Source organism: Flavobacterium sp. GNP010 (assembly GCF_056428945.1).
The window spans coordinates 16,914-43,113 of the sequence record NZ_JBWJVK010000002.1 but is presented as its reverse complement, the minus strand read 5'-3'; the positions used below and the strand labels follow the sequence as shown (position 1 = coordinate 43,113).

Annotated in this window: 19 protein-coding genes; 8 read left to right on the top strand and 11 right to left on the bottom strand. The window is 34.2% G+C overall.

Annotated elements, in window-relative coordinates:
• Nucleotides 1-40 precede the first annotated feature (40 nt).
• The 5 genes from menA to AC061C_RS00875 all read right to left on the bottom strand — a co-directional run bounded on the left by menA (nucleotide 41) and on the right by AC061C_RS00875 (nucleotide 5,757).
• Nucleotides 41-1,003, bottom strand: a complete 963-nt coding sequence (gene menA, locus AC061C_RS00895) for a 1,4-dihydroxy-2-naphthoate octaprenyltransferase (protein ID WP_478289632.1) — start codon at nucleotides 1,001-1,003, stop codon at nucleotides 41-43.
• A gap of 83 nt (nucleotides 1,004-1,086) precedes the next feature.
• Nucleotides 1,087-2,598, bottom strand: a complete 1,512-nt coding sequence (locus AC061C_RS00890; protein ID WP_478289631.1) for a PH domain-containing protein — start codon at nucleotides 2,596-2,598, stop codon at nucleotides 1,087-1,089.
• Nucleotides 2,598-3,119 (bottom strand): PH domain-containing protein, encoded by a 522-nt coding sequence (locus AC061C_RS00885; RefSeq protein ID WP_478289630.1) that lies wholly within the window; start codon nucleotides 3,117-3,119, stop codon nucleotides 2,598-2,600. The genes AC061C_RS00890 and AC061C_RS00885 overlap by 1 nt, the downstream gene beginning before the upstream one ends.
• A gap of 85 nt (nucleotides 3,120-3,204) precedes the next feature.
• Complete coding sequence (locus tag AC061C_RS00880; RefSeq protein ID WP_417944555.1) at nucleotides 3,205-4,035, bottom strand: 1,4-dihydroxy-2-naphthoyl-CoA synthase; 831 nt, start codon at nucleotides 4,033-4,035, stop codon at nucleotides 3,205-3,207.
• Between the two features lie 867 nt (nucleotides 4,036-4,902).
• Nucleotides 4,903-5,757, bottom strand: a complete 855-nt coding sequence (locus AC061C_RS00875) for a CvfB family protein (RefSeq protein ID WP_478289629.1) — start codon at nucleotides 5,755-5,757, stop codon at nucleotides 4,903-4,905.
• 293 nt (nucleotides 5,758-6,050) lie between these two features.
• Here AC061C_RS00875 and AC061C_RS00870 point away from each other — a divergent pair, with 293 nt between their 5' ends.
• The 4 genes from AC061C_RS00870 (at nucleotide 6,051) to AC061C_RS00855 (ending at nucleotide 10,328) form a co-directional block, all read left to right on the top strand.
• Nucleotides 6,051-6,950, top strand: a complete 900-nt coding sequence (locus tag AC061C_RS00870; protein ID WP_478289628.1) for a helix-turn-helix transcriptional regulator — start codon at nucleotides 6,051-6,053, stop codon at nucleotides 6,948-6,950.
• 64 nt (nucleotides 6,951-7,014) lie between these two features.
• Nucleotides 7,015-8,082, top strand: a complete 1,068-nt coding sequence (locus tag AC061C_RS00865; protein ID WP_478289627.1) for a uracil-DNA glycosylase family protein — start codon at nucleotides 7,015-7,017, stop codon at nucleotides 8,080-8,082.
• A gap of 224 nt (nucleotides 8,083-8,306) precedes the next feature.
• A complete protein-coding gene (locus tag AC061C_RS00860) occupies nucleotides 8,307-8,828 on the top strand; it encodes a DnaA ATPase domain-containing protein (protein ID WP_478289626.1) in 522 nt (173 codons plus the stop codon).
• A gap of 147 nt (nucleotides 8,829-8,975) precedes the next feature.
• Nucleotides 8,976-10,328 carry a M28 family metallopeptidase gene (locus AC061C_RS00855; protein ID WP_478289625.1) on the top strand — a complete coding sequence of 451 codons (1,353 nt, stop codon included), beginning with the start codon at nucleotides 8,976-8,978 and terminating at the stop codon, nucleotides 10,326-10,328.
• 150 nt (nucleotides 10,329-10,478) lie between these two features.
• Here the strand turns inward: AC061C_RS00855 and AC061C_RS00850 are convergent, their stop codons facing one another.
• Nucleotides 10,479-10,820, bottom strand: a complete 342-nt coding sequence (locus AC061C_RS00850) for a DUF2853 family protein (RefSeq protein ID WP_309756527.1) — start codon at nucleotides 10,818-10,820, stop codon at nucleotides 10,479-10,481.
• A gap of 87 nt (nucleotides 10,821-10,907) precedes the next feature.
• Entirely contained in the window at nucleotides 10,908-12,569 is a 1,662-nt protein-coding gene (menD, locus tag AC061C_RS00845; RefSeq protein WP_478289624.1) for a 2-succinyl-5-enolpyruvyl-6-hydroxy-3-cyclohexene-1-carboxylic-acid synthase, read from the bottom strand.
• Between the two features lie 96 nt (nucleotides 12,570-12,665).
• Between menD and AC061C_RS00840 the strand changes: the two genes are divergently transcribed.
• Together AC061C_RS00840 and AC061C_RS00835 are read left to right on the top strand one after the other, a co-directional pair.
• A complete protein-coding gene (locus tag AC061C_RS00840) occupies nucleotides 12,666-13,163 on the top strand; it encodes a GNAT family N-acetyltransferase (protein WP_478289623.1) in 498 nt (165 codons plus the stop codon).
• A gap of 58 nt (nucleotides 13,164-13,221) precedes the next feature.
• Complete coding sequence (locus tag AC061C_RS00835) at nucleotides 13,222-14,172, top strand: tRNA dihydrouridine synthase (protein WP_478289622.1); 951 nt, start codon at nucleotides 13,222-13,224, stop codon at nucleotides 14,170-14,172.
• A gap of 189 nt (nucleotides 14,173-14,361) precedes the next feature.
• Here AC061C_RS00835 and AC061C_RS00830 read toward each other — a convergent pair whose 3' ends face one another.
• Complete coding sequence (locus tag AC061C_RS00830; protein WP_478289621.1) at nucleotides 14,362-14,949, bottom strand: glutathione peroxidase; 588 nt, start codon at nucleotides 14,947-14,949, stop codon at nucleotides 14,362-14,364.
• A 415-nt stretch (nucleotides 14,950-15,364) separates the two neighbouring features.
• Between AC061C_RS00830 and AC061C_RS00825 the strand changes: the two genes are divergently transcribed.
• Both AC061C_RS00825 and AC061C_RS00820 read left to right on the top strand, forming a co-directional pair.
• Complete coding sequence (locus AC061C_RS00825; protein ID WP_417944564.1) at nucleotides 15,365-15,895, top strand: RNA polymerase sigma factor; 531 nt, start codon at nucleotides 15,365-15,367, stop codon at nucleotides 15,893-15,895.
• Nucleotides 15,895-16,680, top strand: coding sequence for an anti-sigma factor (locus AC061C_RS00820; RefSeq protein WP_478289620.1), 786 nt, complete (start codon nucleotides 15,895-15,897; stop codon nucleotides 16,678-16,680). The genes AC061C_RS00825 and AC061C_RS00820 overlap by 1 nt, the downstream gene beginning before the upstream one ends.
• 86 nt (nucleotides 16,681-16,766) lie before the next feature.
• On the opposite strand, the gene AC061C_RS00815 is transcribed toward AC061C_RS00820, so the two are convergent.
• From AC061C_RS00815 to AC061C_RS00805, 3 genes are all read right to left on the bottom strand, one after another.
• Nucleotides 16,767-19,856 (bottom strand): fibrinogen-like YCDxxxxGGGW domain-containing protein, encoded by a 3,090-nt coding sequence (locus AC061C_RS00815; RefSeq protein WP_478289619.1) that lies wholly within the window; start codon nucleotides 19,854-19,856, stop codon nucleotides 16,767-16,769.
• A 22-nt stretch (nucleotides 19,857-19,878) separates the two neighbouring features.
• A complete protein-coding gene (locus tag AC061C_RS00810) occupies nucleotides 19,879-25,191 on the bottom strand; it encodes a beta strand repeat-containing protein (RefSeq protein WP_478289618.1) in 5,313 nt (1,770 codons plus the stop codon).
• Nucleotides 25,192-25,521: 330 nt separating this feature from the next.
• Nucleotides 25,522-25,992 (bottom strand): T9SS type A sorting domain-containing protein, encoded by a 471-nt coding sequence (locus AC061C_RS00805; RefSeq protein WP_478289617.1) that lies wholly within the window; start codon nucleotides 25,990-25,992, stop codon nucleotides 25,522-25,524.
• Nucleotides 25,993-26,200 lie beyond the last annotated feature (208 nt).

The following is a 26,200-nucleotide window of genomic DNA, read 5'->3' as shown; positions in this document are numbered from 1 at the left end:
TTAAATTTAAAAATTGAGTGATTTAGTATTTGATTATTATTTATCTACCACCTAAAAAAGTATTTACAACTAGATCCGAAAAGAAGTAAATCATACCTAACGACAACAATACCGAAAGTGCAAAAGTACTCAGTGCCAATTTTTTTAATTCGGGATCTAATTCCTTAGCATTATGGTTTTTATATACAGTAATTAAATGCTTAGTTAAAGGGATATACACCAATAAAAATAAGTATTGATCAAAATTAAAATCATCTATAATTGCAAAAATCAACACCAAAACCATCGCCGTTACAATAAGAATGTAATGGTATATTTTAGCTTTAGCTCCGCCAATTTTAACTACGATCGTATTTTTATTTGATTTTCTATCGGATGCTTCGTCTCTCATATTATTGAGATTTAAAACACCTACGCTCAACAATCCAATGGCTATTGCTGGCAAAACCAATTCGAAATCCAATTGTTTGGAGTATAAAAAATTTACACCTAAAGTACTTACCAATCCGAAGAATACAAACACAAATACATCACCAAAACCCTTGTAGCCATAAGCGGTATTCCCAACTGTATAGCGAATGGCAGATATAATTGCCAAAATTCCTAAAACCAAATAAAACAAAGAAAACCATACATTTGTATCTCTAAACGCATAATAAATCAACAATATAGCAGATAACAATGTCAATACTGATGTAATTATAATGGCGCGCTTCATAGCTTGCGGAGTAATCACACCACTTTGTATGGCGCGCTTTGGTCCTACTCGATCTTCATTATCTGTTCCTTTGATGCCGTCACCGTAATCATTAGCAAAATTGGACAGTATTTGCAATCCTAATGTTGTTAAAATTGCAAAGCCAAACAATCGCCAGTTAAAGACTTCTGTTGGGGTCAATATACTATCTGTTGGGTGCGCCAAAGCATACATACTCCCCACAATTATTCCAGAAACCGATAAGGGTAAGGTTCGTAAACGTGCGGCTTCGATCCAATGTTTCATATTTTTTTATTTAAAAATTTGAAGTTTAAAACTTAAGATTTGTTTAGCAAACAACTTTAAACCTTACACTTTAAACCATTTTGTTACATCCAATTGCTATTGGAAGTTTCTATTTCGTACAACCAAAGGTTGACTTTTTGTTTGAGTATTGAATAATTCCCTAATTGAAATGCAATATTTCCACCTGCAGTGTGCAATGTTATGGAACCAATATCTAGTTTTTTATGCCAAAAAAGCTGCGACGTTGTAATCGCTTGAATTTTACTAGTTACAATAATCGCATTACTCACATCCCAAGCACCACTTTGTTTAATTATAAAATTCTTATGGATAAACAATTTGTTGTTATTGTATTTAAAATACTGAATTAATCCAATAAAAATCACATAAATGGGCACCACATAATTATATTCAAAAATCATAGGTGCAAACCAATAGCCAACCGCCATAAATCCCAACAAAGGTAATCCAATAGAAAGAAAAATAGAAAAAACAAGTGTACGAAAATTAGGTTCTAACAGCAATCCTCTTTCTGGAATTTTATGAAATAATAATTTCAAAATTGCATCTCGTTCCGTCTCACTACATCCCGGAATTTCTATTGCTGATTTTTGTTCCTCTTTTTCACCACCAGTAGATTGCCTAATTTTAAGCTCGAGTATTCCCATTTTCTTTTGAAAATAATTCCGGGTAACGGTCGTAATTTGTACTGTTTCTGGTTTAATTATTGTGCTTTTTGTATTAAGCAAGCCAAAAGTAAGCAACAAAGAACCTTTTTGTCTCGTGATACTGTAATCAAAATAGATGAATAAAGTCCGAATGACATTGATAATTAAAACTATTGCAAACAAAACAGCTATACCAACCAGAATTCCTTTTGACATCAAATTTTCGTCAATATAGGAATCAACTTTGTGTTCGTAAGCTGAATTCCGCTCCGCAAATTTTTGAAAATTCTCATAAATAGTGCTCATAAAAAGGAGCAATAAAGCAATACTTTTAACGTAATTAGACGTGATTCCAACTTTCAACAGACTCAAAAAACTTATTTTTATAAATGGTTTAGAATCTATTCCCTTTAATTCTGTTTCTTTCGATGATAAAACTTCTTCCTCTGCCTCTTGTTGCAGCGATTCATTTTCTAATAAACGAGATTTCAACTGCAAAGCCAATTGCTGTGAAATTGCTTTTATACCAACCTCATTTGTAGCACTTCCTGCTGTATCAACTTCCAATTCATACACCCCAATTAGCTTTTGAATAAATGATTGATTGATATTGACCTGCTGAATTTTCCGTAGTTGGATCGCAGTTTTGGTTTTATTAAAAACACCCTCGGTAATAATAAATTCTTGATTTTCAGCATCCAAAAAGAAAGTAAAATTCAGATATTTCAAATAGGAAACAACTCCAATACATGCAAAAATGATACTTATTCCGAGGAAAAAATACAATTTATTAACCTCGTCAAACTTGAAAATCCAAATCACAATAATGGGCCACAACGCTCTAGCATATTGCTGAAGCGTATAAAAAAATAGCACTAAAATCCCTATTGAAGATTGCCGTTGTGGAGTACTAAAATCGGCCTCCATTACAATTGCTTTTGTATTTTACCCATCAACAATTGTTTGATGTTTTCGGCTTGTTCTTTTTCGATTCCTGGAATTTCAATATCACTAGAACTTCCTCCAGCAGTGAAAATTTCAATCTTGGCTAAGCCCAAATAACGGGAAACAAATCCTTCATGTAACGCAACATGTTGTACTCTGTTATAAGGAATTATGATCGTTTTAGTAGCTAAAATTCCATATTTATACAACACATCATGTTCCCTAAATGCAAATCCTTTTCTTTGGAATCCAATAAAAGAAAATACTACCAACAAAATCGAAAATACAGGAATAACAGCACCTATAATCAGCCAGACTCTTTCTGAAAAAATTTCGGGTTTAAACATGGAAAACAATATTGGAACAAGAATAAGCAAGCCGATAAATAACGCCAAATTAATCAATACCACCCAAATATATTTAGGATGTAAATTCGTAAAAGTGACTTCCTCAAATTTTGGAAGTTGGCGCGTATCAATCGTTTCGTTTGTGAAATTTTCCATTTATAAAATTTAGTTTAAAGCTTAAGGTTTAAAAGTTTAAAGTTCATTTTTAAAACAACTTTAAACTTTAAACATTAAACTTTTTTTACGGCAACCATTTTTTCTCAAAATTCGGTTTTCTTTTCTCCAAGAAAGCATTTCTACCTTCTTTTGCCTCTTCGGTCATGTACGCTAATCGAGTAGCTTCGCCAGCAAAAACCTGTTGTCCCACCATGCCGTCATCTGTCAAATTCATAGCAAATTTCAACATTTTGATAGCCATCGGTGATTTTTGCAAAATTTCCTGTGCCCATTCATAGGCCGTATCTTCTAATTCAGCATGCGGAATCACGGCATTTACCATTCCCATATCCATAGCATCCTGAGCCGAATAATTGCGTCCCAAGAAGAAAATCTCACGTGCTTTTTTCTGTCCCACCATTTTAGCCAAATAAGCTGAACCGTAGCCTCCATCAAAACTGGTTACATCAGCATCCGTTTGCTTAAAAATTGCGTGTTCTTTACTTGCCAAAGTCAAATCGCACACTACATGCAAACTGTGTCCTCCACCTACAGCCCAACCTGGAACTACAGCGATAACTACTTTTGGCATGAATCGGATTAAACGTTGTACTTCCAAAATGTTTAAACGGTGCTGTCCGTCATCGCCTACATATCCTTGATGTCCGCGTGCGTTTTGATCGCCACCGCTGCAAAAAGAATATACGCCATCTTTAGTAGAAGGTCCTTCGGCAGAAAGTAAAACGACACCTATTGACGTATCTTCCTGCGCATCGTAAAAGGCATTATACAATTCAGCAGTTGTTTTTGGACGAAATGCATTGCGTACATCAGGCCTGTTAAAAGCAATTCTGGCAACACCATTGCATTTTTTATAAGTGATATCTTCGTAATCTTTAGCAGTAATCCAATCCATTGTTTGTGTTTTAAATTATTTAATGTAAAAATAAATCTTTTTTTAGATTTTATCTATTCTATTTCAACAAGCTTGTGGTAATCCTTCTCTGATTAAAGGCTTAGTAATGTTAAAAAATGATACTTTAATTTTTTTTTTCGCGACTTCAATTCAAATTATTTTTACTTTTAAGTGTAGCTAATCAGACGAATACACATGATTCATCTAAATTAATTATTGATTCTTCACTGATTTATTAACCTAAAAAAAGAATGTATTGAATGCAATTAAAAATGTTGTCGCTCTTTTTTCTACGGTAATAACTTATAAAAACAATTTAAAAGCCCCGATAAAAGAGCTAATGATACTGGCATTTGCCCCAGCAGTTAAAAATATAAAGTAACACCTATGGTTAAACAAAGATCTATTTTTCTTGTATCTGCAATCGCGATACAGTACAAAAAATCAGAAAATGATCTTAAAATATATATAAAAACCAAAGGTCTTATTGTGAAATTATTTCTTAACTCGTAAGTAAGTGATTGTACATTTAAAGACAAAATAGTATTATAAAGTACTTACGCTTAAGATAATATATTTAAAATAGTATAGAGCATACTATTGTGCTTAGAAGCGGAAAAAGCTACTTTTGAACTTCAAATTTATTTTAATGTTGCCAGAATTTAATATTCTAAAACAGCATTAAAAAGAGAAAGACTAACCGTTACGATTAGTCTTTCTTTTTTTTAAATAAATAAAGATTTTACAACAATATATTTTTTTCTAAACCATTTAGAAATTAAGCTATAGTAAAAATCTCCCCTTAACTAAATTACCTTAATCTCTTAATGGTTACAAAAGATTAAATAGCAATAGTGTTGGTATTTTTTATTCCTTAACCAAGTAAATTCCGTCTTCCTTGATCTCGATTAATTTCTCTCGGTACAAAGCACCTATAGCTTTTTTAAAGGTTTTTTTACTCATTTTCAAAACCGTTTTAATGTCTTCCGGATGTGAATTATCAGTCAAACGCAAAAAACCTCTGCTGGCTCTTAGTTCATCCAGAACTTTCTCAGCATTCGGTTCGATACTTTGATAGCCTTGAACTTGCAATGCCACATCAATTTTATTATCAGGGCGAATCATTTTAATATAACCACGCATACGATCTCCCGTGCGAATTGCATCGTCATACACTTCATCTTTGTACATCAAACCTTTGTACATTTCATTGATGATTACATTAATTCCTAATTCAGTAATATGCGACACTATTAAATCAACTTCCTCCCCTTTTTCAACGGTTAGGTTTTCATTTTTCAAAAACTGATTCAATTTACTGGAAGCCACCAAACGATTGGTTTTCTCGTCCATGTAAAGGTACACTAAGTAGCGCTTTCCTTTTTCCATAGGACGTGCCTGCTCTTTAAACGGAACCAGAATATCTTTTTCCATTCCCCAATCCATAAAAGCACCAATCTGATTGGTATAATTCACACGCAAAAGTGAAAATTCATTCAATAATATATACGGCTCTAATGTCGTGGCAACGGGTCTTTCTTCGTGGTCTAAATACACAAAAACAATCAACTCCTCGCCTATTTCAAATTCGTTTGGTACGTATTTGTTAGGCAACAGAATGTCATGAATTCCTGCAGGATCTTGCTCTGGATTACCTAGAAACAATCCTACTTTGGTATCGCGTAATATGGTAAGCGTATTGTATTTTCCTATTTCAATCATTTTCTTTCAATTTCTAAAGCGCAAAGGTACGAAGTTTGAAAATAGGATATTAAGAAACTGTCCACAAAAAAACAAAGCCAGAATCCGACGATTATTTTCTTTTTTAGGAGCAGCACTTTCCGCTGTTTCACCACGGGTTGTCCCGCTTTCGGCTTTGTCTCTCCGCTACGCTACAAGGATACCGCCTCTATCGGGGCTAGATTAGAAATATTGTTTTCATAATTCAATTATTTTTACTCTGTCATAAAATGGCAGACAAAAGAATTATCTTTGAAAAATAAATCCAAGTCATTATGTCAAAATTAATTTATTTTAAAAGGTATTTGTACGTTATAGACCGCCTGAAAAGTAGGCCTTGTAGTTTTATTGAGTTGCAAGAACACGTTATGCGTAAATTGGAAAAGTACGATATCGACACCACTTTCGAATATGCCATTCGCACTTTTGAACGGGACAAAAAAGACATTTCAACCCTTTTTGGAATTGACATACATTACAATCGCAAAGACAAAACCTATGCTATTAATGAAGTAGAAATAGAAGACCAGTCGGTAACTCGAATGATAGATGCTTTTTCGATACATCACGCACTGCAAGAAGGGAATAAATTGTCGCCAAGTGTGTTTCTTGAAAAACGTAAATCATTAGGAACCGAAAATATTTACGGCATTATTCATGCCATACAAAATCTAAATGTTTTACAATTTACTCATCAAAAACATTGGGAAGATTTTAGTACGCAACGGGAAGTGAAACCCATTGCCATCAAAGAATCGCAACAAAGATGGTATTTAGTTGCACTGGATAAAAAGGATGAAAACATAAAAACATTTGGTTTAGACCGAATTTTCAACCTAAAAATTACCGACACCAAGTTCAAACCCATTGACTATAATGTAGAAAAAGAGTTTAAGCACGCTTTTGGAGTCGAGACTTATGCACCTGCCGAAAAAGTGGTTTTGGAATTTTCCAAACAGCAAGGAAATTACATCAAAACATTTCCGTTACACGAATCCCAACGAATTGTAGATGAAACCGAAGATACCGTACTACTAGAAATTTACATTCATCTTACCAAAGATATTATAATGGAACTCTTGAAATATGGAAGTAATGTTGAAGTATTAGAACCCAAAAGTTTGATTGTAACAATGATAGAAAGAGTGAAAAAAATGGCTAATATGTATCGCTAAAAATAAATTTTGAAAACAGAAAATAGATACCTTTAAAAAAAATTAAAAAACTAAATATAAAAAAATGGACGAAGAATTTAAAGAAATGATTGAACTTAAAACATTAAAGTGGTTTCCATTTATTGGGAAAAAATATTTTGATGAAGACATCATAGATAATCGTCTGATTATAATTGGTGAAAGCCATTATTATGATGATAAAGAAGGTTCAAAAACTAAAGTTGAAAATGAAGATTGGACAATAGATATGATTGAACAGGATGCTATGGGTTTTGACCCTTGGCCTACTAAAATAATGCCCAATTTTCATAAAGCAATGTTTCGGGAAGATGAGTTTTCTAAAGAAGATTTTTGGAATTTGGTTTCTTATTATAATTTTATACAAAGGCCAATGCATACAATTAAAGACAGACCTAGCAGTGAAGATTTTAACAACGGTTGGAATACATTTTTTGATTTAATAAAAATTACGAAACCTAAAATATGCGTGTTTATTGGGGTTAGTGCTTCTGATTATTTGGAGTCTGCTATTCAAAATACTGAATGGATTAGTGATAAATTGAAAAATGGCAAACCAATTAACGGCACTTATGGTAGGAGTGTTGTTTTGGAAGATACTGACAACAATGAGATAAAACTCATATTCATCAAGCATACAAGTATGTTTTTTTCTTGGATTAGTTGGAATAATTATTTAAAAAATGAAATTGGAGACCAATTGACTTGGTTTGAAAAAGGAATTAATATAAAATACAAACCTAAAGAATATTATGAGCAATTTAATTTTGAACTAAAGGAAAAGTTAAAAGATATTCATGCAATTATAGATGAAAATAAAATTAACTCAGAATTAAATAAAAAAATTCAACTTCAAGGGCTGAAAGGATCAGGCAAAGACTCTGAATATTTCAAATACAATATAGAAATCAATAATTATTCTTTTACTTATGAGGTTGCTATAGGAGAGGATTGGCTTGGTTCGTATTACTATTGTGATAATAAAAATAAAATTGACAAGCTTGAAGAAAAAGGTATTCAAAAAATTAATTTTGGCATTGAAAAATCAGAAGAAGAGATAGCTTTGATTATAACAGACGAGATTCTGAAGATTATTTCAATACTTAAAAATTAACTAGTCATTCATTTTACAATAAAACGATACTTCTAAAAAAGTATCGTTTTTTTTATACAAAAAAATCAATCTGCCTTCTTTTGTCCTACTTGTCCAATAAATTTGTGTTATGGAAATGCCGAAAGCCGATAAAAGTAGACAAACTAAAAAACGACACAATGAATTCTTCTCGGAAAAAATCAAACAAAACTCAAAATCCCTGCGTACACTTTAAACCCTTGAATTTGAAAATAAAATCACAATTGAATAAAAAGTATCGTTTTGATAATTTCATTAAAAGCGATTCCAATGAAGATGCACTTTTAGCGGCATTTTTTGTTTCGCGTAAACCAGGAGAAAAATTATTCAATCCTTTGCTTATTTATGGTGGAAGTGGCTTAGTAAAAACTCATTTAGTATATGCTATTGCCAATGAAATTAAAGAGCGATTTCCTAACAAAAATGTTCTGTGTGTTGCTAGTGATTTTTTTTCGATGCAATGTATCGAAGCAATTGAGAACAATAATCGAGATAGGTTTGTCAATTGGCTACAATTGATAGATGTTTTTATATTTGAAGATATTCAATTTCTTTCTGGACAAACAATTGTTCAAGAGTTAATCTTAGACGTTTTAGATACTTTTTGTCAAGAACGAAAACAAATCATCATAACATCGGACCAAGATTTAATAGATTTGAAAAATATAAACCCAAAATTATTGTTTCGTTTTAAGGCAGGAATTATGGTGGCATGTCCACCTGCATAGAAATAAAAAAAACTTAAAAGGTAGAATCCTGAATTGCAAAACAAGTCTTAGTTTTTGATTTTAACCTCAAAAAATTACTAAAATTACTAAGACATGAACAACTCTTTTTCTTTTTTACTAACTTTGGGAAAACTAAAAAAACAATTAATGAAACCAACTTCAATTCTCTGTTTGTTCCTACTACTATTCATTTCTCATACCAATTACGCACAAACTACAATCGATGATCCTGAAATAAAGAAAATGGTAGCCGAAGTAAAATCGGAAAACATGGAAGCTACCGTTCGGAAACTCGTTTCTTTTGGAACCCGTCACACTTTAAGCGACACTAAAAGCAATACCCGCGGTATTGGCGCAGCGCAACGATGGGTAAAATCGGAATTTGACAACTATGCAATGGCATCAGGCGGAAGACTAACTTCTGTTATTGATTTTTTTACTATCAAAGCCGATGGAAAACGAATTGCCACCGACAGCCAATTAGGAAACGTAATGGCAACTTTAAAAGGAACCGATCCTACTGATGATCGAGTAATGATTATAAGCGGCCATTTAGATTCACGTGCCTCAGATGTAATGGATGCAAAATCTGACGCACCAGGTGCAAATGATGATGCTTCTGGAGTAGCAGCTATGATGGAACTGGCCCGAATCATGAGTAAGAGAGAATTTCCTTTTACCTTAATTTTTGTAGCTGTTGTTGGTGAAGAGCAAGGATTGTATGGAGCCAAACATTTAGCAGATGTTGCCAAAGATGGCAAATGGAATGTAATTGCGATGCTGAATAACGACATGGTTGGCAACAGTTTGTCTAGCGGGACAATGCTACGTGACAATACTAAAGTACGCGTTTTTAGTGAAACCATCCCTTATTTAGAAACAGAAGCGGAGTCTAAAATGCGTAAATCAACTAATCGTGATAATGACAGTCCATCCAGACAATTAGCCCGATACATCAAGACGGTTACCAATCAATATGTAGAGCAACTGGATATTAATTTAGTGTATCGCAACGACCGTTTCTTGCGCGGAGGTGATCACACTCCTTTTAGTCAAAATGGATTCACAGCCATTCGTTTTTGTGAAATGAATGAAAACTATGACCATCAACACCAAAACGTACGTAAAGAAAATGACATTCAATATGGCGATCTTGCTGATTTTATGGACTTTGAATATTTAAAGAAAGTAGCCTGTTCTAACTTGGCTACATTTAGTAATTTAGCGTGGTCTCCAAAAGCACCTACAAACGTTGGAATTGAAGTGAAGGATTTAACAAATTTCTCCACATTAGTTTGGACTGCACCTGAAGGAAAATCAGTTTACGGATATCATATTCTAGTACGAGAAACATCCTCTCAACATTGGGAAAAAACAATTTTTGTCAAAGATACAAAAGCTGTAATCCCGTATTCAAAAGATAACTTTTTGTTTGCTGTTCAAGCTGTAGATGCATTAGGACATTCCAGTTTACCAGTTTTTCCAATACCAATTCGTTAAATTTTAGAAGATTTTTAATCAGTCACCCATTTAGAAAATTAAGTTTTAAGTACTGAATCGTATTTTTTAGAGGTTCAATAAAACATCAAACAAAAAAGCGTTTGCCTGAGGCAAACTCTTTTTTTATGGCTACCATTTACAAATTAAGTATTAATTGTAAACACTTTCTTTTTTAAAGTGAACAGCCAGTAAATAATAAATTACCACTCTGTATTTATTCCTGTTAGAACGACCGTATTTTTCCATTACAGCATCAATTGCGGCATCTAGTTCTGGACCTTCAGCAAGACCTAATTTCTTAATTAAGAAATTGTTTTTCACCGTATCTAATTCGGATTGCTGACTTCCGGCTATCGTTGCTGCATCAGCATTATAAATTGACGGTCCACAACCAATAGTTACTTTTGTCAACAAATCCATATCTGGATTTACACCGCATTTTTCTTTCAAATCGGCAGCATACTTCACAATTAATTCTTCTCTTGCACTCATAAATTAAAGTTTTGTTTTGATTATTAGGGTTTTACACTCTCAAATTTAAACATTAATTCATTTAATTTAACAAATTTTAAAAAAAAATTAGACTAATTCTTTAAAATATTGAAGTAAAATACGGTCATTTATTAATGTAGGCGTAAAAACTTCTAAAAGACTAGGTTTGTCATTTTGTCCATACAACGTAGACAAACCACTTTCAAGACTTGCCTCATCACTAGCGATTGTATATTCAAAACCAAACATTTTAGCCAAATGCTCCGCCGTTAAACAATGTGAAGTTTCAAAGAAAGTATTAAAAACAGGGCTTTCTTCGTGACCGGGTAAAATTCTAAAAATTCCGCCACCTCCGTTATTAATCAATATAATCTTGAAATTTTTAGGAATGTAATTGTTCCATAATGCATTGCTATCGTACAAAAATCCGATATCACCTGTAATAAAAACAGTCAGTTTTGCATTGGCTACAGCCGCACCAATAGCCGTCGAGGTGCTTCCGTCAATACCGCTAGTTCCACGATTACAATATACCTCAATTGTAGGGTGAATGTCTATAAGTTGCGCATAACGAATAGCTGAGCTATTGCTGATTTGCAACTGACTATTGATTGGTAAACCCTGCATCACTTTTTCAAAAACTTTAAAATCCGAAAAAGGAATTTTATCTAAATAAATATCACTTTTTAGCTTTCGTAATGCTTTTACAGCGTCTAATTGCTGAAAATAATCACTTTCTATTGCGTTTGTAAGCGGTAAGAAAGTGTCAAAAAACACATTTGGGTCTACTTCAAAATGTTTGGTCAAAGCGCCAAACGTATCATACGCTCGCCAAGAATCAATATGCCAATGGTGTTTTGGTTTGTATTTTCTTAAAAAAGCTTTGATTCGTTTCGAAACGACCATTCCGCCAAAAGTGACTAAAATTTCTGGACAAAAATTTTCAAAATCTTCATTCGTAAAAGGTGTAATTATCGTATCTATATTGTTGATGAAAGTATCGTGATGCAAGTTAGAAGTTGTTTCGGTCAACACCACAACCGATTCGTCTCTGGCAAAAGCATCGATTATTTTTTCATTGATGGCATTCGGTTCATTCACGCCAACCAAAATCATTTTTTTGGTTGAATTGTTCCAAATCGTTGCAAATTCCGAAACGTCTTCAATGGAAATCGTCTGAGTCACATTTGCGGAAGCAGTAGTTTTTACTTCGACTGAAAGTTCCGAAACGGTTTCGTACAAAGGTTCTTCAAAAGGAGCATTAATATGAACAGGACCTTTTTGAGAAATAGCCGTATTAATCGCCTCGTTGATTTTTAAATCATTTTCAGCTGAAACATCCTCATGCAAATTCGCATTGTACAAACTATGATTTTCAAATACATTTTCCTGACGGATGGTTTGTCCGTCTCCAATATCAATTTTACTTTGTGGGCGATCTGCTGAAATCACAATCATAGGAATCTGACTGTAAAATGCTTCTGCAAAAGCAGGGTAATAATTTAGTAAAGCAGAACCCGACGTACAAACTAATACAACTGGCTTTCTAGTTTGTTGCGCCATTCCTAATCCAAAAAAAGCTGCGGTTCGTTCATCAGCAATACTGTAACATTGAAAGGCTGGATTACTTACAAAACCTATTGTTAAGGGTGCATTTCTGGAACCTGGAGAAATAATAATGTTGGTAATTCCTTTGGCCAAACAAATCTCAATAATGCTTTGAGCTAAAGGTATTTTGGGGTATATCATTGTATCAATTTTCTGAAATACAAAGTTACAAACTTGCAATCCTTTTTCCTTAATTTTTAACTGTTTTTTCTTAATTTTGAAGCAAATAAACAACTCATGAAAATCACGTTACGACCTTATAAAATTGAAGATAACCAAGCGATACTGGACATCATTAATTTCAATATTTTACACTCGACTGCCTTGTATGATTATACCATCAGGTCATTTGAGCAACAAAAAAATATTTTAGAAGAAAAAATCAGAAAAGGCTTTCCAGTTCTAGTTGCTGAACTAGACGGAATTGCGGTTGGTTTTGGTATGTATAGCGAGTTTCGTTTTCGTGAGGCATACAAATTTACAGTGGAACATTCTGTTTATGTCAACGAAAATCATCATGGAAAAGGGATTGGAAAACTGCTTTTACAAGAACTCATTCAGCTTGCTAAGAATCAAAAGCTACACACTATGATTGCCGTAATAGATGCTGAAAACCAAAGCAGCATAGAGTTTCATGAGAAATATGGTTTCAAAACTGTAGGGATTATTAAGGAATCTGGATATAAATTTGATCGCTGGTTGCACTCGGTTTTTATGCAATTGATTTTAGAATAAGACTCCTTAATTAGTGTTACTAACTTGAAAAAGGTACTTTTGTGTTTTTATAGTACTTATGAGTTTTACATTGCTTTCGTCCCCTTTGCAGGGTTTTACCGATTTTAGATTTAGAAATGCCCAAAACAAACTTTTTGGAGGTATCGATACTTTTTATTCACCTTATATTCGCTTGAACGGAAAAATGGTGATTAAAGCCTCTTACGAACGCGACTTATTACCTGAAAACAATCTCGATTTAGAAGTGATTCCACAAGTAATCACAAATGACGCTGATGAATTTTTATTTGTGGCAAAGTATGTTCGGGCGCTTGGATACAAAGAACTCAACTGGAACTTGGGCTGTCCTTACCCGATGGTTACTAAGTCTGGGATGGGATCTGGTTTGATTAGTAATACCGAAAAAATCAATCATATTCTAGAAAGAGCACACACTGAATCAGATATTTTAGTATCAATGAAAATGCGATTGGGTTATGAATCGCCTCAAGAAATTATTGATGTACTTCCTATTCTTGACAAATATCCTCTGAAAAATATAGCTATTCACGCTCGTTTAGGAAAACAATTATACAAAGGCGGTGTAGATTTAGATGGCTTTCAAAAATGTATTGACACGACCAAGCACAAATTGTATTACAACGGAGATATCACGTCTGTTGCAAAATTTCATGAAATGCAAGAACGCTATCCGAGTATTGATCACTGGATGATTGGGAGAGGATTAATTTCTGATCCATTCTTACCGAGTATGATAAAAAATAATACGCAGGAATATCCCACCAACAAAATGGAATTATTTAGTGCGTTTCATGATACATTGTATGCTATTTACAGCGAATCACTCTCAGGTTCTACACATATTTTATTGAAAATGTATCACTTATGGGAATATTTTTCAGTTACGTTTGCTACTCCGCATAAGGTTTTGAAAAAAATTAAAAAAGCACAAAGTATTCGGAATTATGAAGCTGCTGTAGCTGAGATTTTCAAAAATGAAAAAATTTAATTAGAAATAAACTTTAAGAAATTAAGAAAAATTAAGGTCTGATTCTTAATCTAACTTGACTTGTTAATGATTTCAAATTTAGAAAATATTCGACACGTACTTAAACCACAAAAAAAAGAGATTTTCATTTGACTGAAAATCTCTTTTTTTTGTTTACTAAATAAAAATTAGCAAATTAGAGGTAGAAAATTAAGCTTTTATCCAATCTAGTACTTCAGGATCGGTAACTAATGTACGCGGAGAAATTACTTTATCCAACTCCCCTTTTTCATTGATTAAGTACTTTTGAAAATTCCATTCTACTTTAGAGTCTTGTAATCCATTCTTTGATTTCTGAGTCAAAAATTGATAAATAGCAGCCATGTCATCCCCTTTTACAGATACTTTGTCCATCATTGGGAAAGTAACACCGTAATTCATCTGGCAAAAAGTAGCTATTTCTTCGTTGGTGCCTGGCTCCTGTGAGGCAAAGTTATTCGCTGGAAAACCAACAATCACAAAACCTTTATCTTTATATTCCTTGTACGTTGCTTCAAGACCTTTGTACTGAGGCGTGTTTCCGCATTTTGAAGCGGTATTTACAATCATGATTTTTTTTCCTTTTAAAGTAGCAAAGTCAAATACTTTTCCAGATAGATCTTCCACTTTGAACTGATAAATATTTTCTTTAATAACCTCTGGTGTTGTCATATTAGTTTCAGATTTTTTAGGTTGTGCCTGATTTTGACAGCTGAACAAAATCATTGTAAAAGTGGCAATGCATACTAACTTTTTCATAATATTAATTTTTTTATAAAATTAAATAATTTTTTGTCGCAACAAACTATTTTTTTGTTAAACAGTAGTTAAATAAAAAAAGAAGCCTGACTCTATGAACTGCCAGGCTTCCAAACAAATAAACAACAAAACTTATTGTGGTATTTAAATTTCAACTGCTAAACCTTAGGTTTAACTTGTTCATGGACAATAATTTATAAGCTGCATTTCGCTATATTTTACAGAAGTGCCTTTAAATTCTTTACATGAATATTTACGTAAACAATTCAAAAATAGTTTTACAAAAAAGCTGTTTTTAATCAAAAAAATTAAATGTGCCGTATTAATGCACTTCCGAAATAAGTTCATTGGAATAATTTTACTATTTTTATGGATAGTAAAGTTTAAATTTGTAGTACTAAAAATAAACAATCATATGAGTCAAGAAGAATTATTGGTTTTAATTTATAAAAAAGATGAGAGAGCATTTACACATCTATACGATATGTATTCTAAGAGCTTGTTCTCTGTAATTAGTGTTTTAGTAAAAAATAGAGAGGAAGCAGAAGACGTTCTACAAGAAGTATTCGTTAAAATTTGGAAAAACATTGATTCATACAATGAAAGCAAAGGACGTTTTTACACTTGGATACTAAATATAGCTAGAAATACTTCTATAGATAAATTGCGTTCCAAGAATTTTAATAATAGTCAAAAAAACCTATCTACAGATAATTTCGTAAATCACTTTGAAGACAGTTCGAAACTGGCAGATAAGATGGACACCATTGGGTTACAAGATTTTGTAAAAAAATTAAAACCAAAATGCATTCAGATTATCGACTTATTATTTTTTAAAGGGTATACGCAACAAGAAGCTTCAGATGAATTAGCGATACCCCTTGGAACAGTAAAAACACAAAATAGAAATTGTATAAACGATCTACGTAATTATTTGAAAGTATAATGGAAACAAAAGAATATATAGAATCAGGAATTCTGGAACTTTATGTTTACGGCTTATTAAACGAGTCTGAAAACGAAGAAGTTGCCAGCAAAGCAAGAAATTCTGCTGAGATAAACTCAGAGATCATTTCTATCGAAAAAGCTATTGTGGCGTTATCATCCAGTTTTTCTCCTTTTCACTCAGTGGGCAACTTTGAGAAAATTAAAGAAAAACTAGAATTAAAACATGCCAATGTGATACAGATGGAGCCATCTAGCAATAGATCTCAATACATGGGTTGGGCAGCGGCAATTCTATTATTGATTGGAGTTGGTTACCAATACAATCAGCTCAATCAATCTAGTACTCAAATTGTAAATACTCAAATCGAAAAAGCAACTTTAGAGAAAGAATTTAAAAGTTTAAAAATCAAAAATACAGCTGTTGAAACAAGTTTAGCAGTAGTACGCGATACCAAAAATACAGTCGTGGGCTTAGGTGGTCAAGCAGTTGCACCAGAGTCTTTTGCAAAAGTATATTGGAACCAAGACACAAAAGTGGTATACGTTGATGCCTCGGGATTGCCAGAACCACCAGAAGGAATGGTATATCAAGTATGGGCATTAAAACTAAATCCTTTAACACCAACAAGCATCGGTTTATTAGAAAATTTTGATGAGAATGATCAAAAATTATTTGCTGTAAATAATGCTAATGAAGCTCAAGCATTTGGGATAACGCTAGAGCCTAAAGGCGGAAGCTTAACTCCTACAATGGAACAATTATATACATTAGGAAAAGTATAAACTATATCTTTTACTGTATTACTAAAAAAGGTTCAACTTTAAAGTTGAACCTTTTTTTTGATAAGCTATTTCTATAACTTTCTTTTTTACCGCACCCAATACCAAATAATTCCTGGATTGTCAATACCACAACAACCCATCCATGGTGCGGGAGAATATCCGCTTGTAGACACTAAAGTACCCCACCAAGCACCATTGGCATCGCTACTTGTTGTTATGGCGCCTTGTGAACCATTAGAATACCAAGGCATAATTTGTTCAATTCCGTCATTATTATAATTCCACGAATCAAATCTTGTATTTATAGTAATATCGGTTTGTGTATTGTTTGTATTTACAAAACTATACGCTTGATTGGCGGTCCAAATACCTCCCCAACGACCTCTTGCGGTTGCTTCAATCATATATTGAAAACCACTAGCACTCTTTTTAAGATAATCTGCAAAGGCTATAATTGAATATTGTCCATTTAGAGTCGGTGTCGATTGATTTCTTAAAATTGCATTTGTACCGTTCCAACCTGAATTATTATTGTTACAAAGCAGTAAGGTCCAACCACCTCCGTCAGTAGTCATGTCTGCATAAATTTGAAATGGTAAACCTCCATTAATATTAGAATTAATGATCCAGTACAATCCATCTGCCGAATTTGGATAATCTGTTTTAATTTGGAGTGCACTACTTCCTGCTGTAGCTGCTGAAAGTCCATCATTCGATCTTGTATTGGTTTTACTTCCAAACGGTGTTAGCGAATTACTGGTTTGCAATGCTCCATATTTATTCACATAATTAGCATCGGAAGTAGAAATTTTCCCGTTTCTTGTGAGCACAGGAACGCTATTCACCGTTAAGGTTGCATTTATAGTTCCAGCAAAATGAGTTGTAGTAGCACTTTGTAGTGCTGTAATTGTAGCAGTTCCTGGACCAGTAATTGTTACCGTAGATCCTACTATAGTTGCTACAGTAGTATCACTACTTGTAAATGAAAAAGTACCTAAACTTAGACTCGTTGGCGGTGAAATTGTATAAGTGCCATCAAAAAAGGTTTTTGTTTTATTCTCAAAATTATTCAAATTTGGATCTTTTAAAACAGTTACCGTTATAGAATTATTGGTAACACATGCGCCATTAGCAGAAAAACCAGACACAAAATAGGTTGTTGTTTCAGCCGGAGTTACAGTAATCGCTGCTGTAAGTCCAAGAGGAATAGAAGGGTAAATGCCATAATATGTTCCTGTACTTAACTCCACTTTTACTCTATCAACTGCAGATAAATCAGATTGAAAAGCAAAAATATCAGCAACATCTGCATCGGATGACTCATATTCATTAATTCTTAATCCATTTGGACCGTTCAATCCTCCATTAGTATTTAAAGTTTTAGAAATCCCATTTTCAAAAATTCTTGAGGCACTGCCAGTTCCCGTTGCAGTATATACATATGTGTTATTATCAGCTGGAGTGTTTCCATCTCTAGAAACCCAACCGTCATAGTGAGCTTGACTTTTACTTCCATTCCACCAACCAAGTAGCCAGTTATTATTAGAGCCATTTAAAACCCTGCCTCTACTTGGACCTGTTTGCTTTGCTGTATATACCACGGTATAAGGTGTCGAAAAATTAAAATTATTTTTAATGCTTTGTGAAGGATTAAATCTTAAAATAGGTTTTGAATTTAATCCCGTTGCAACGTAAAGCGGTTGTGCACTAGTTGAAGGAGCGATCATGTCATTTCCATTTCCTGATTGGTCGTATAGTTTTACACAATAACCAGCTGAAACGCCTAACCATGAATCAATTGCTGCGGTATCTAGATTGTTTCCTGAAAAGCCAAAATCAGCCTCTACATTATCACTTGCGCGTCGTAAACGAACTGCAAATCCCGTATAATTAGATTTTAGCAATCGCAATCCAACAGCTAACTTAGCCGTTGTCACTTGATCCAAAGGGGTATACAAAATGCTACTCCAAGAATAAGTAAGTGCACCAGAAGCAGTAATAGTAACTGAATCGCCCGCATTTATGGAAACTGAAGCAGGATTTAAAGTTACTGGTCCAAGGTCCTCAACTATTACAGGTCCCGAAATGAGACTTACTGCTGGCAAACCAAGAGCTCCAGAAACAACAACGTAATAATATGTAGTTCCATTATTTATGGTTGGTGGAATAAAAGTCGCTGAAGTTGCATCAGCAATTAATGTGCCTCCCACAGTACTTGGAATAGTATTGCTATACCATTGAAAAGTTAGATTTTGACCCGAAGCTTCAACACTTAATGGCGTTGCAACTGTTCCTCTACATTCAAACTTATTTAGTGGTGAAGGACTAGAAAGGATTGCAGTTGTACATAGAGTTAATGGAATTCCATAATAACTTCCTTGATTACACTCTAATAATTGTCTAACTCCTACAGTATTTAAAGTCGAAAAACCAATAGCTTCGTTTTCTAAAATAGAGCCTCCATTAGATCCACCATCATAATTACCTATAAAAATTTGGCTCAAATTATCCGTACTGGTAGTAATTGACAATACCATACTTTCATTTGTAGGCCCTAATGAGCTCGAAATCAATTTTGAAATTCCGTTTCTCCAAATAGCTACAGGAGACACATTAGAATGAAAATTTGTTCCTCCGTTTTCTAGTATCCCTCCTATCCTTGGGCTACCATCTAGAATACAGTGATAACCTGGCCAATTAGTAGTCTCTGAACGTATTACTGATGTTATACTTGCCAAATTTAATGCCCCCGAATATACGAGACCTTTATTCCCTGAAAAATCAATTGCAATCTTAGTCCCTATATATTTGAAGATTCCGTTTGATACAATTCTAGGTTGTTGATTTAGATCTGCTTTTACGAGGTGTCTATTATTCCCACTTTGATCGTACCAAATATTAACATAACCATCTTGAACACCCACAAATGAGAGTAAAGCTGCAGAATCTAGATTTCCACTACCGTCGAAACCAATGTTAAGAGTAGCGTTATCTAAGCTGCGTCGTATTTGTATTGCATTGCCACTATATGAGCTGCTTACTTTTCGTAAACTATAAGCAACTGCAGCTGGCGTTGTGCCTCCAAGACCCAACACATCTAAACTGTTTTGAGAATATCCTTGAAAAGCTAAAAGTGATAACAAAATCAAAAAAATATTTTTATAAAACTTCATCATATTCCTGTTTTAGAAGTTACTATTAATAAAAATAATCAAATTGAATTCGGTCGTTTACTGACAACGTGTATGATCCGTTATTAGATGGAAAGTAAGTTAATGTATCATCAGAAACCGAGTAAGCCGAATTACTAATTCTAATGCCATTAACATACATTTTTACTTTACTATTTGCTGATGGTGTTTGAGTTAAAGTAAAACTAGTTTGCGACGCCGTCGCAGAAAATTCATCGGCGACTTCTCTAACCGGAGCAATACCCAAAGAAACTGAACCATCAGCCATTAAATATTGAGAAGCAGTACCACTTGGAGTTTTATAACCCATAGATGTAATGGTTCCGCTAGTTTTCACATCAGTAATAGAAGTATTTCCTAATTGAATGGTATTCGATCCATTTCCAACTGCTCCATACCCAATTACGATTTGATTAGATTCATTTATAGCGTTTGGTCTGCTTTCTGCACCAATTAATATCGAACTATTTATAATTGTATTTGGACTTCCGTCTCTTACATATCTACCAGCAAATGCACCTAAAATAGCATTATTACTCCCTATAGTGTTTTGGTCTATTGCAGCCACGCCTATTGCTGTATTACGATTTCCTGTAGATGTTTGTTCTAATGCTTGAACACCAAATCCGGAATTATATGTACCAGTAGTATTGCTAGGCAAAGAGTTATATCCAGAAGCAGTATTTCCACCTCCAGAAGTATTAGAACCCAAAGAATTATATCCACTCGCTGTATTACTATTTCCACCAATATTTGATCTTAAAGCCATAGAACCTACTGCCGTGTTATAACCTCCAGAAGTATTATCAAACATAGTTTCAGAACCTAAACCTACATTATAACTACCCGTTGTATTATTTTGTAATGTCAAATAGCCAACAGCTGTATTGTCATATGCGTTGTTATAGTATAAAGCTTTACTTCCTAGCGCTGTATTTCTTGAACCCACGGTATTATTATGAAGAGTTTCCAAACCAAAAGCGCTATTTAAAAAACCTGTTGTGTTTGATACTAGAGCTTGAGATCCAAAAGTTGTATTTGAAACTTCTGCTCCATTACCCCTACCAACTGTAACACCATTAACAGTTATATCTGTTGCTACAGTAGAAGTGAGATAAGTACTTGTATCTAAACTGCCATCAGCTTTTAAAAATTCCGTAGAAGTACTACCTGGAATTTTGTATCCTGCAGCTGTTATACTACCACTAGTTTTTACATCTGTTATAGCTGTATGTGAGCCACTACCATCTGATCCTAATTGAATAGTATTAGAAGAGGTAACAATTGCATTTGCTCCAATTGCAACCGAATTAGAAATACCATTTGCTGCGACATCTGCATTTTTTCCAATAGCAGTATTTTGTGATCCTGATATATTTGACTGTAATGATTGAGTACCTATGGCAACATTGTCTGTTCCTAAAACATTGTTAGATAATGCAATGTAACCCAATGCAGTATTTCCTCCGGCCGCTCCATTAGAAGCTAATGCCCCTCTACCTACTCCAGTATTAGCATACCCCGCATTATTTGCTAAAGTTCCTAGTCCAATAGCTGTATTAGAGTTTTCATTAAAATTCCCTCTACCAACTGTAACGCCATTAATAATAGCATCAACGGTAAAATTTTTGATTCCTGAAATCGTTTGATTTGTTGTTAAATTGACAAGATTTGAACTTGTTGTAGATGAAGCTGTTGTTACGGCATCAGTCACAAATGCTGTTGTCGCAATTTGGTCATTAGAAACTCCTGGGTTTGGTGTTGGAGCTAAAGGTAGTCCTGTTAATGTTGGCGAATTCAAGGGGGCTTTTGAATCTAAGGCGGTTTGAACAGAAGCAGAAACTGGTTTGTTCGCATCGCTGGTATCGTCCACATTTGATAATCCAACCATTGTTTTATCAATTCCAGAAACAGTTCCTGTAAAAGTTGGCGAGTTCAATGGTGCTTTTGAATCTAAAGCGGTTTGCGCAGCAGTTGAAACGGGTTTATTTGCATCGCTGGTATCATCCACACTTCCTAAACCTACCATTGTTTTATCAATTCCAGAAACGGTTCCTGTAAAAGTTGGTGAATTCAATGGTGCTTTTGAATCTAAAGCGGTTTGTGCAGCAGCTGAAACGGGTTTGTTGGCATCACTCGTATTGTCTGCATTTCCTAATCCAACCATCGCAGAAGTTACACCTGTTACCGTTCCTGTGAAAGCTGGTGAGTTTAGTGGAGCTTTCAAATCTAAACTAGCAATTGACGCTTTTAAATCTAATGCGGTTTGTGTAGCATTTGAAACTGGTTTGTTGGCATCACTTGTATTGGTTACATTTCCTAATCCAACCATCGCAGAAGTTACTCCAGTTACCGTTCCTGTGAAAGTTGGCGAAGCTAAATTTGCCTTCAAATCTATGGCTGTTTGCGTTGCAGCTGAAATTGGTTTATTCGTGTCACTAGTATCATCCACATTTGATAATCCAACCATCGCTTTATCAATTCCTGAAACCGTTCCTGTAAATGTTGGTGAAGCTAAATTCGCTTTTGAATCTAATGCAATTTGAGCTACTGTTGAAACGGGTTTGTTCGCATCGCTAGTATTATCAACATTACCAAGTCCAACCATTGTTTTATCAATTCCTGAAACGGTTCCTGTAAATGTTGGCGAATTCAAAGTTGCTTTTAAATTTAAAGCCGATTGAGTAGCTGAAGAAACTGGTTTGTTCGTATCGCTAGTATCATCCACATTTGACAATCCAACCATTGTTTTATCAATTCCTGAAACCGTTCCTGTAAATGTTGGCGATGCTAAATCCGCTTTTGTGTCTAATGCAATTTGAGCAGCAGCTGAAACCGGTTTGTTCAAATCACTTGTGTTGTTTACATTTCCTAATCCAACCATCGTTGAAGTTACACCTGTTACTGTCCCAGTGAAAACAGGAGAATTTAGCGGTGCTTTTAAATCTAAAGCGGTTTGTGCAGCAGCTGAAACAGGTTTACTTACATCACTTGTATTGTCCACACTTCCTAAACCTACCATGGCTTTGTCGATTCCCGAAACGGTTCCTGTAAATGTTGGCGAATTCAAAGGTGCTTTTAAATTTAAAGCCGTTTGAGTTGCTATAGAAACTGGTTTGTTCGCATCGCTAGTATCATCTACATTTGATAAACCTACCATTGTTTTGTCGATTCCAGAAACGGTTCCTGTAAATGTTGGTGAAGCTAAATTCGCTTTTAAATCTAAAGCAGTTTGAGCAGCAGCTGAAACAGGTTTACTTACATCACTTGTATTGTCCACACTTCCTAAACCTACCATGGCTTTGTCGATTCCAGAAACAGTTCCTGTAAAAGTTGGCGAATTCAAAGGAGCTTTTAAATCTAAAACTGATTGTGTTGCGGTACTTATTGGCTTTGCTAAATCGCTAGTGTTGTTAACATTTCCAAGTCCAATCATCGTTTTATCAATTCCTGAAACAGTTCCGGTGAAAGTTGGTGAATTCAAAGGAGCTTTTAAATCTAAAACTGATTGTGTTGCGGTACTTATTGGCTTTGCTAAATCGCTGGTATTGTCTACATTTCCGAGTCCAACCATCGTTTTATCGATTCCCGAAACGGTTCCTGTAAAAGTTGGTGAAGATAAATTCGCTTTTGTGTCTAATGCAATTTGAGTCGCAGCTGAAACAGGTTTGTTCGCATCGCTGGTGTTATCCACATTGGATAATCCTATCATTGTTTTATCGATTCCTGAAACCGTTCCTGTAAATGTTGGCGAATTCAATGGTGCTTTTGAATCTAAAGCGGTTTGAGTTGAATTAGAAACTGGCTTGTTGGCATCGCTTGTATTATCTACATTCGACAATCCAACCATTGTTTTATCAATTCCCGAAACCGTTCCTGTAAATGTTGGCGAAGCTAAATTCGCCTTTAAATCTAAAGCGTTTTGCGTAGCTGTTGATACTGGTTTGTTTACATCGCTAGTATTGTCCACACTTCCTAAACCCACCATTGTTTTATCAATTCCAGAAACAGTTCCTGTAAAAGTTGGCGAAGCTAAATTCGCTTTTGAATCTAATGCAATTTGAGCAACTGCTGAAACAGGTTTGTTCGCATCGCTAGTATTATCAACATTACCAAGTCCAACCATTGTTTTATCAATTCCTGAAACGGTTCCTGTAAATGTTGGCGAAGCTAAATCCGCTTTTAAATTTAAAGCCGTTTGAGTTGCTGTAGAAACTGGTTTGTTCGCATCGCTAGTATTATCCACATTTGACAATCCCACCATTGTTTTATCAATTCCTGATACAGTTCCTGTAAAAGTTGGCGAAGCTAAATTCGCTTTTGAATCTAATGCAATTTGAGCAACTGCTGAAACAGGTTTGTTCGCATCGCTAGTATTATCAACATTACCAAGTCCAACCATTGTTTTATCAATTCCAGAAACAGTTCCTGTAAATGTTGGCGAAGCTAAATTTGCCTTCAAATCTAAAGCAATTTGTGCAGCAGCTGAAACGGGTTTGTTCACATCGCTGGTGTTGTTAACATTTCCAAGTCCGACCATTGTTTTATCGATTCCCGAAACAGTTCCGGTGAATGTTGGCGAATTCAATGGCGCTTTTAAATCTAAAGCGGTTTGTGTAGCAGTAAATAAGGTATTTATTCCTGTATCTACATAAGACTTAGTTGCTTTTACAGTTGGAAACTTAACATCCGAACTTCCATCTTGTAAAAAATTAGTGCTTTTATTGGCGAGATCTTCTTTCGATTGGAGTGCAGATTTCGTAGCATCGCTAATTGGCTTTGCTGCATCGCTGGTATTGTCAACTTGATCTAATCCTAATGTTGTTTTAGCGCCTATAACAGTAGTAGCATTTGTACCTCCATTTTCAACAGCTACAACACCTGTTACATTCGTACTATTTGTTGCGGCATAAGCAAACGGAACGGTCGTAAAAGGTTGGTTGCTTATTTCAGTAAATGATGAGCATTCGCCTGCAATATTTATACTCACAACCAACTTTTTTTGAGCAGCAACCCATGCTATATTGTCAAATGAAGCTGCATATCCCCCATTAGGAGTGCCTGTACCAATAACAAGATTTACCATCCCGTATTGATCTGTTGTAGTTTGAATAACTTCCTGGTATTCGATCTTTGAAAACTCATCTATAAACTGGAATTGCATGCAAACATTTTTGTTTGCTACAGGCAGATTTTCACTAGTTGCTGTAGAAATTTTATTAGTTGGTTTCAAAATAACGGCCTGGTAGGTAATTCCATTGCTTTGTGAAAAACCTTTTACACAAAGAAAAAAGATGAAAAGTAAAATAATTTTTTTCATAATTTGATGCATTAAATGTGATGAATTTTAAAAACTAAGATTGATGTCGTTCTAAAAAAAATTAGAATTGCCTATAGGTTTTCGATAGAACTTTTGGTAGTTCTACCATAATGGGAAGCATTACATAACTCACATTGCCATTTTGAATAATCTGTTTGCAGAAATTTGTAATGACCCTATTTTTAGACTCATAAAAGTGATGTAAGAAATAGAACAAGAAGTTTTTCGAAAGTAATTGGTAAACATTGAATGTATTCTTAGCACAAAAATTCTTTATTTTTATTTGCAAAAATGTTGCTAAGCACTCACATAAGGAAGCGTAATTTTTTGTCATAGTTTTATGATTTTGGTATATACTGAAAAGGTTGAAGTATTTAAGCGAACTAGGTATTCACCTCTTGATAAAAACGGAAGCAAAACAGTCAAGAGGAAATTATCTGCTTTTTTACTTTGATTAAAAACTAACCTACCAGTTACATCAAATACATTTATTTCAATATCATCTGAAACAATTTTTGAGAATTCGAAATTTAGTGTTTGAATAAATGGATTGGGATAGGTATTAAATTTTATTTTCTCGGGTGGATTTGAGGCAATATACTTTCCCCAAAAACTCTGTTGAAATCCCTGCTGAATCACATAATCAAAACTTGAAGTTCCAACACTACTGTTTTGTCCAATAGTTTGTGATACTAAAACACCATCTGGTAATTTTTTGGAAGCACCTTGCGCCGAAATCATTTGATGATGTAAAACCTGACCATGAAAAGTCACCGTAAATAATATAAGTAAGTACTTCATAAATATAAAATTTAACACAATATTACACAAAATAAATGTATTTCAACGATAAAATATGCGTTTAATCTTAAATATTTATTTTTAACAAGGTAAATATTACTTTATATAAAAAACTGATGTTCATATAAATAAGACAAAGGCCGTAATCTATTGGGCTAAATAACTAAACACATTATTGTTTGATAATTCTGATGTATTAAGCAAGTAT